Annotated in this window: 6 protein-coding genes; 5 read left to right on the top strand and 1 reads right to left on the bottom strand. The window is 57.6% G+C overall.

The annotated features are described in order from the left end of the window. Positions 1–191: 191 nt before the first annotated feature. A complete protein-coding gene (locus WBL42_RS10740; RefSeq protein ID WP_424721272.1) occupies positions 192–608 on the bottom strand; it encodes a PaaI family thioesterase in 417 nt (138 codons plus the stop codon). A 183-nt stretch (positions 609–791) separates the two neighbouring features. On the opposite strand from WBL42_RS10740, the gene WBL42_RS10745 reads away from it, so the two are divergent. From WBL42_RS10745 to WBL42_RS10765, 5 genes are all read left to right on the top strand, one after another. Continuing rightward, positions 792–1022, top strand: coding sequence for a hypothetical protein (locus WBL42_RS10745; protein ID WP_424721273.1), 231 nt, complete (start codon positions 792–794; stop codon positions 1020–1022). Positions 1023–1163: 141 nt separating this feature from the next. Beyond that, positions 1164–1865 (top strand): dolichyl-phosphate beta-glucosyltransferase, encoded by a 702-nt coding sequence (locus WBL42_RS10750; RefSeq protein WP_424721274.1) that lies wholly within the window; start codon positions 1164–1166, stop codon positions 1863–1865. Further along, positions 1862–3682 (top strand): tetratricopeptide repeat protein, encoded by a 1821-nt coding sequence (locus tag WBL42_RS10755; RefSeq protein WP_424721275.1) that lies wholly within the window; start codon positions 1862–1864, stop codon positions 3680–3682. The genes WBL42_RS10750 and WBL42_RS10755 overlap by 4 nt, the downstream gene beginning before the upstream one ends. Then, positions 3663–4964, top strand: a complete 1302-nt coding sequence (gene brxD / locus WBL42_RS10760; protein WP_424721276.1) for a BREX system ATP-binding protein BrxD — start codon at positions 3663–3665, stop codon at positions 4962–4964. The genes WBL42_RS10755 and brxD overlap by 20 nt, the downstream gene beginning before the upstream one ends. A 30-nt stretch (positions 4965–4994) precedes the next feature. After that, a complete protein-coding gene (locus WBL42_RS10765; RefSeq protein ID WP_424721277.1) occupies positions 4995–5552 on the top strand; it encodes a hypothetical protein in 558 nt (185 codons plus the stop codon). Positions 5553–6817 lie beyond the last annotated feature (1265 nt).

Raw genomic sequence — 6817 nt, forward strand, 5'->3', positions numbered from 1 at the left:
ATCGCTGACGCTCTTTGGGGCTTTGCCCCCGCCGCTACGGTATCCCCAAGTTGCGATGACGACGTATTACCTGCCATTTGACCCGGGTCATCGCACTGCACCCCGTCCCCCGCGGGGACTGGTGACGCAAGAGGGGGGCAGCGTCTCTTTGAAAAAAAATGATTTCTACAGAGCAATTATTTTGGATTTTTTCAGGATTTTGTCATCACGGCAAAGGCTGCTGATGTCCGGGAGAGCAGGATCCGTTCACCGGTACCAGTCCAGACTTCGCTCTCGCAGAACGCGACCCGTCGTCCTTTCCGGATCACGCGTCCCTCTGCATAAATGATGCCGTCCCGGGTTCCTTTTATAAAACTCGTGGACTCCGAGATCGTCGCGATACCTTCCCCTTCGGCAAGCTGCGAGTATACCGCCATCGCCATCGCTTCGTCGGCAAGGGCCACGAGAAGGCCACCCTGCAGCCATCCCACGCCGTTGTGCATGTCGGGCCTCACCGGCATCTTCAGCACTCCCCTGCCATCAGCAGCCTCTATAATCTCAATCCCCATCTGGCAGAAGAAGGGATTGGCATAGCGGCCGTCCTTTTTTATCCGGTCCAGATAATTCATTATATTCTCAAAGGAGTTGTAGGTCCCGGGTAAGATTAAAGCTGCCCGTTCCGGGAGCGGGAACGTGGGTTGGGAAAAAATGTAACCCCGGGATAACCACGTGTCGATGACGAACTCCTGAAAACGGACCGTTGACCTATCGAGTCCTGTACTTAAATATCCGTGACCTGCAACATCCTCTGTATGCAGGACAAGGAAACCAAGGAGATGCTCGCAGATCTCGTCTGGCTCAATGCCGTCATTGCGACCGAACTCATCCAGATCACCGAGAACAGCTCGGCGATACTCCGGAAATCCCCGCCACCGGCAAGCTGCCGTGCAGAACACCAGGCCCTCCGCGAGACTGCTCTTGCTATGGCGGAGAGATACCGCCCCGGCACCATGCTCGCCCGGCACCTCGGCGAACACCAGTAACGTTATGGGGGATTCCGCCCCACATTATCATGACCATTGTGCATGTGCCTGTGTACCGGAGGTTTATTCCGGATGCACGCGCCGGCCCGGGCAGGCTATCCGTGCGGGCAGGTACTGCGCACGAGGGCGGAATCCCCCACCATGACCAGCGCACCCGGGTTACCCTGCAGTCTCGTCATCCCCGCATATAACGAAGAGCACCGGATCGTCCACCTGTTCGACACGATCACCGGGTTCGGAGGGGAACTGATCGTTGTCTGCGACGGTACCGACAGGACAGCTGACGTCGTCGAGGGGATCGCCGCAGGACGCCCGGATCTTGTAATACGCTGCCTCCGGTTTGATCACCGGCTCGGCAAAGGCGGCGGGGTGATCGCCGGGCTGCGTGCAGCACAGGCCCCGCTCGTAGGATTCTTTGATGCGGACGGTTCCACCAGCATCGGTGAGATACAGCGTCTCTTATCTGCATCGGCAGCTGCCGATGGGGCGATTGGTTCGCGCTGGATGGACGGTTCGAAGCTTACCGTGCGGCAGAGCCTGCTGCGCAGGCTGGAGAGCCGGGGATTCAACCTGCTGATCCGGGTGCTGTTCGGGTTATCGTACAATGACACGCAATGCGGTGCGAAAGTCTTCAAAATAGCCGCGGTCGATGCGGTCCTGCCTGCAATGGTATCCCGTGGTTTCGAGTTCGACGTCGAGCTGCTCTGGCGACTGAACCGCGCCGGGTATCGCGTCATCGAGATCCCGATCGAATGGCAGAACCAGGGCGACTCCCGGGTAGAGAAGCGGGATATGATCCGGATGCTCTCGGGTCTTTTAAAAGTCAGGTTCGGCAGGCCGTGACAATGCCTCCCCAGTCCCGTGAAGACCGGAAAAAGGAGGCGTTCCGGCTTTTTGAGGACGGGCAGTACCAGGAGTCGCTCCGGCTCTGCAATCTCGTGCTTGAGGAAGAGAAAGACCCGGCGGTCGAGGTGCTTGCAGCAACCAACCTCTACACGACCGGTAAACTGGAGGACGCCGATGTTTTTTTCCGGGACCTGGCACTTCGGATGCCCGGCTCTTCTTATGTCCACAGCTACCTTGCAAAGGTGCTGGAGGCCCGGGGAGATGACGGTGCGATCGCCGAATATGCAACTGCCGTCCACCTGGACCCGACCAACCAGGACGCCCTCCGGAGTTATGCCGGGTATCTCCTCTCCCGCCAGGATTTCCGCAGCGCACTGCCGGTCTTACGGCTCCTTGCCCGGCTCACAAAAAAACCCGGGGATATCCGGAACCTGATGCGGGCACTCATCGAGACCGGCCGGGCAGACGAGGCAGTTGCCACCCATGCCCTTCACGGCGCCGACACGGGGAAGACTCCGGAGTACGTGGATGCCCTGGCCCGGACCGGCAACCACCGGGCTGCAGCGGATGCTGCGCTCCGGATCTGGCGCGAGACTAAGGATCCTGCCATGCTCAGGAAATACCTTGACGCCCTCTCCCGGTATGATCTTCCCGTCTCGCTTGCTGCCTATGATGCCCAGCTGCACGAGGATCCTGACAGCATGATCCTTTCCGATTATGCGCTGCTGCTGAGCGCAAACGGGGAGAACAGGCAGGCACGTGAGGTTGCCGGCATGCTCGTCTCCCGGGACCCGTCTCCCATGCACCGCCTGCTGGAGTGCGATCTGCTTGCTTCCGGGGGCGATGTCGGGAACGCCCGGGATGCCTACGAGAACCTGATCCGGGACGAGCTTGGCAGCAAGAACGATATGGACTTCCTTGCCCTTGCGATCGGGAGGTACCGCCGCTTCCTGCCGGGCACGCTTCCCGCAGGAGAGGTACTGAAACGGTTCCTTGACGTTGTCTCTCACGATGTCAACGTGGTGAGCCTGCTGGAGACTGCCCGCCTGTATGCCACGCTTGGCAACCCCGCGGAAGCCCGGGCCTGGTATTACCGGGCGTACCGGGCAGACTTCCTTTACGGGGGACCCGAGTACGCGATCTTCCTCGCCTCGCAGGGTGAGGACCGGGAATGCGAGAAGGTGATGCTCTACGTCCTGTCCAATGCACGGAAGAGTGGGGATCTCACTCGGATCGCATCGGTCATCGTGGATGAAAATGCAGGGATGCGCGAGCTCCGGCGCCTGTTGGACCAGCTGATAAAACGGCTGGACGAACGCCGGGGCACGCTGGGTTCAGCCGGTCTTGAACACCTGGCAATCGCGAACTTCCTTGCAGCAGCAAACGCCTTGGAAGAGGCGGATTATGCGGGATGCAAGTACTATGCTCTCTGCGGCATGGATGTGATGCCGGCCCAGTCCCGGGCGATCCAGCTCGAGGATTTCCTCCGGATCATCCGTGACTGCAAGGAGCGATCGATCGCTGACCGGCCGGTGATCCGGGAGCAGCCGGTACGCCCCCATCCGACGCCTGTCCCGACAGGAAAAGCGATCAGCGACCAGCTCGGGCTCACGCAGGATGAAGAGAAGATCCTCGCATTTCTCCGTTCGCACAGGAGAGCAAGCGAGGTTGACCTGCGCAAACTGCTTGGCACACGAAGGGTGGCCGGGATCGTCAACAGGCTGGTGCAGAAGGCAGCATCACAGGGATTATCCGTGCTGGAGAAGAAAGGTTTTGGAGAGGATGGAGAGGTCTATGAGTACACCGGAACCTGACCGGATGGACCGCGGGCGGCTCGAGAGCATCAATATCGTCAATGCGCTCCGCCGGGGAACCGTACCGGCAGGCGGCCTCGAACGGATTGCCGTGGGGCTCGATGTGGAAGAGGGGGTGATCGCAAAGCAGCTCGACTACGTGGCCCAGGGTGGCGGGGATACCAAGTTTATCCGCGGGGACTACGGGAGCGGCAAGACATTCCTGGTAGCCCGATCGCTCGAGATCGCAAGGACTAAGGGTTTTGTCACCTCCCACGTAGTGATCTCGTCCGCAACACCGATCCACAAACTCCGGGGCGTTTACCAGCAGATCTGTGCGGGCCTCAGGACAAACGAGGAGGAGCACGCCCTCAAGGCCGTGGTGGACACCTGGCTCTTTGCTATCGAAGAGCGGCTGCTCTCCGTTGGTGGAACCGGCATGGATGACGCGGCCCTTGAACCGGCAACCGAGCGGGAGATCGAGACTGCCCTCTCCGGCATCTCCGCGCTGAACTCTGCCCTTGCGGCGGCACTGCGGACATACTACCGGGCGAATAATGCGGGGGACTTCCCGCTCGCCCAGTCTGCCCTCGGGTGGATCGCGGCAGAGCCGAACATAGGCCGGGATTTTAAACAGAAGGCAGGAATCCGGGGAGACATCGATGACACCGTCGCGCTGCTCTTCCTCCGGGGCCTCGTCTCCGTGATCCATGGTGCGGGGTACAGCGGCCTCGCGATCGCGGTTGACGAGCTGGAGACTATGCAGGGCCTCCAGCGGAGCCAGCGCGAGAAGGGATACCAGACGCTTGTCCAGATCATCGATGCACTCGACCGTGGGGATATGCCGCGATGCTTCTTCCTCTTTACCGGGACACCGGCCCTCTTTGATGGCTCACGGGGGATCCGTTCTGTCCCTCCGCTCTTCGACAGGATCAATGTAGTCATGAGCGACGAGTTCAAAAATCCCCGTCAGCCGCAGATTGTCCTCGCGAAGTTCGACACGGCAAAACTCGAACAGGTAGCCCTCAGGGTGGTCGATGTCTATGCACAGGCTTATACCGAGCCGGACCGGGAACGGATCTCGCACCGGTTCATCCGCGCAATGATCAAAAAGATCACCACCAGGTTTGGCGGAAGGGTGGATGTCATTCCCCGGATATTTTTGAAAGAGTTCGTCGATATTCTTGACAAATGTGAACTCTACGAAGACTACCAGCCCCAGGATGTGTATGATTTTGATTCGGAACATCTCAAAGGCGAACTCAGGAAGGAAGAAGAATCGGTGATGGTAGTCAGGTTCTGAGGGGACTGGTGGGATATGACAGGGGTTTTCGTGCCAAAAGCAGAACGTTCTCATAAACGATGGGCATTTGTTTTCCTTGTTATCGTATCTCTCCTGGTCATCGCTGCGCCGGCAGCGGCAGGGGTCTCGCTCACGCTCAATGCCTCACCACCCCAGGCCCACATCGGGGACATCGTCACCATCAACGGGACCGTGAATGGTTCATCAACGATCGCCGTGTACCTTTTCGTAACCGGGCCGGGACTGGATCCCCGGGGGGTAACGCTCGAGAACCTCAACATCCCGACCGGCCACGGCTTGTTCACGACAGCCCCGGTCCACCTGTCTGACGGCAGCTGGACGTATTCTTGGGATACGTCGGTCATCCTCGGCACCCTGCAGCCCGGCAATTATACCGTGTATGTCCTGGATACCCCGGTAGACCGGCTGCGTTTTGTCCGGGCAGAGTACGCAACAACGGAGATCGAATTCCTTCCCTCAGATAAACCGGCTGCGGATACACCGCTTGACCCTCTTGTGCCGGTGCTGGCGGTCGGGCTGGCGGTTGCAGGGATCTGTTTTTCCGGCATAGTGCGGAAAAAAGAGTGAGGCCGGAAGACCGGCCGGCCAATCGCGGGAGCTCGCCCGCGAGCTCTCCGGCCCGGCCTGCTAAACTATTTTTTTATTTTTCCGGGATCCGGACAGATCGCCCGCTATAGTCCGGGCGGTACCGGTTCAGCCCCCGACAACTTCACCGGCCACATCGATGCATGCCCATCATTCGCCAGCTATCCGGTCGGATACCATCCCGTTGTCTGACATCATGATTCCTGGCCAGTGCATCCAGGTCTCCGTCGGAGAACAACTCCTTCCGGAGTACTGGATTTCCCGAAGTACTCGTGATCACAAAACAGCCCCCTTTTGCCAAACAGAGCCAATTTTGAACGAATCCCCCGGAGAGGTGTCTGACACGAAACCGGGAAACGTGCGTAATTTACGGAAAATGGATGTAAATTCATTTTAAATCGGCTGAATATCGCCCGGTTTACCGGAATTCACGACGGAGTGCAAAAAGTGCGCAAATAGACGCAATTGGGAGGCCGATCTCCTTCAGAACAGGCTTTGGTCCGGGAAAATGAAAAGAACCCCTGTTTTACCGATCTGCCTCACGTCGGAGAGACCTGATTCTCCGTCGTGGAGAAGTATTCAATTACGTCTTACCCGCAGACAGGTCTCCCGACCCGTGACGGGTCTGATGAACCGGACAGGTCAGTAACCTGTGACGGGTTTTTTGAGGGAGTTTGGATCTGCACTAATATATAGGGGGATTTATGGGAGGGCTTACGTTGGATAACGTCGGGAGGTGGGGTTAATGGGATCCTGTATTATCGGGAGACTGCGGGAAATTGGAGCAGGGCCTGCCGGGAAATTTTCTGATATGGGTTGATGAAATTTTTTTGCAAAGTCTTCCGGAAAAAATCCGGAAAAAATTTTCTAAAAAAATTTGTAAGATGGAAATTTTTTGAACGTGGAAATAATTCTGATGGAAATTTTTTCCGGAGCAATCAGAATTTGATTTAAAATTTTTCCAACAAAATTTTTGTTGAAAATTTTGGTTGGCCCGATGTTCAGAGCTCATGAAAAATTCTGCTCTGTAGAAATCATTTTTTTTCAAAGAGACGATGCCCCCCTCTTGCTTGCGCCACCAGTCCCCCCGCGGGACGGGGCGCAGTGCGATGACCCGGGTCCAGTACTTCACTAATTTCAGAATGGATCAATAACGCCAAATTTTCCTGCCACCCCAATCCGGATTCTGGTTCATAATGGCCTCCGGGTGCCCGATCGGGTACCAGACGATACAAAGTCCGACCAAA

This window comes from Methanoregula sp., from assembly GCF_049686655.1.
Lineage (GTDB): Archaea > Halobacteriota > Methanomicrobia > Methanomicrobiales > Methanospirillaceae > Methanoregula.

Excerpts from the sequence above, each read along its gene's own strand:
- WBL42_RS10740 (WP_424721272.1), bottom strand. The coding sequence starts at position 608 with ATGAATTATCTGGACCGGATAAAAAAGGACGGCCGCTATGCCAATCCC.
- WBL42_RS10745 (WP_424721273.1), top strand. The coding sequence starts at position 792 with ATGCAGGACAAGGAAACCAAGGAGATGCTCGCAGATCTCGTCTGGCTC.
- WBL42_RS10750 (WP_424721274.1), top strand. The coding sequence starts at position 1,164 with ATGACCAGCGCACCCGGGTTACCCTGCAGTCTCGTCATCCCCGCATAT.
- brxD (WP_424721276.1), top strand. The coding sequence starts at position 3,663 with ATGAGTACACCGGAACCTGACCGGATGGACCGCGGGCGGCTCGAGAGC.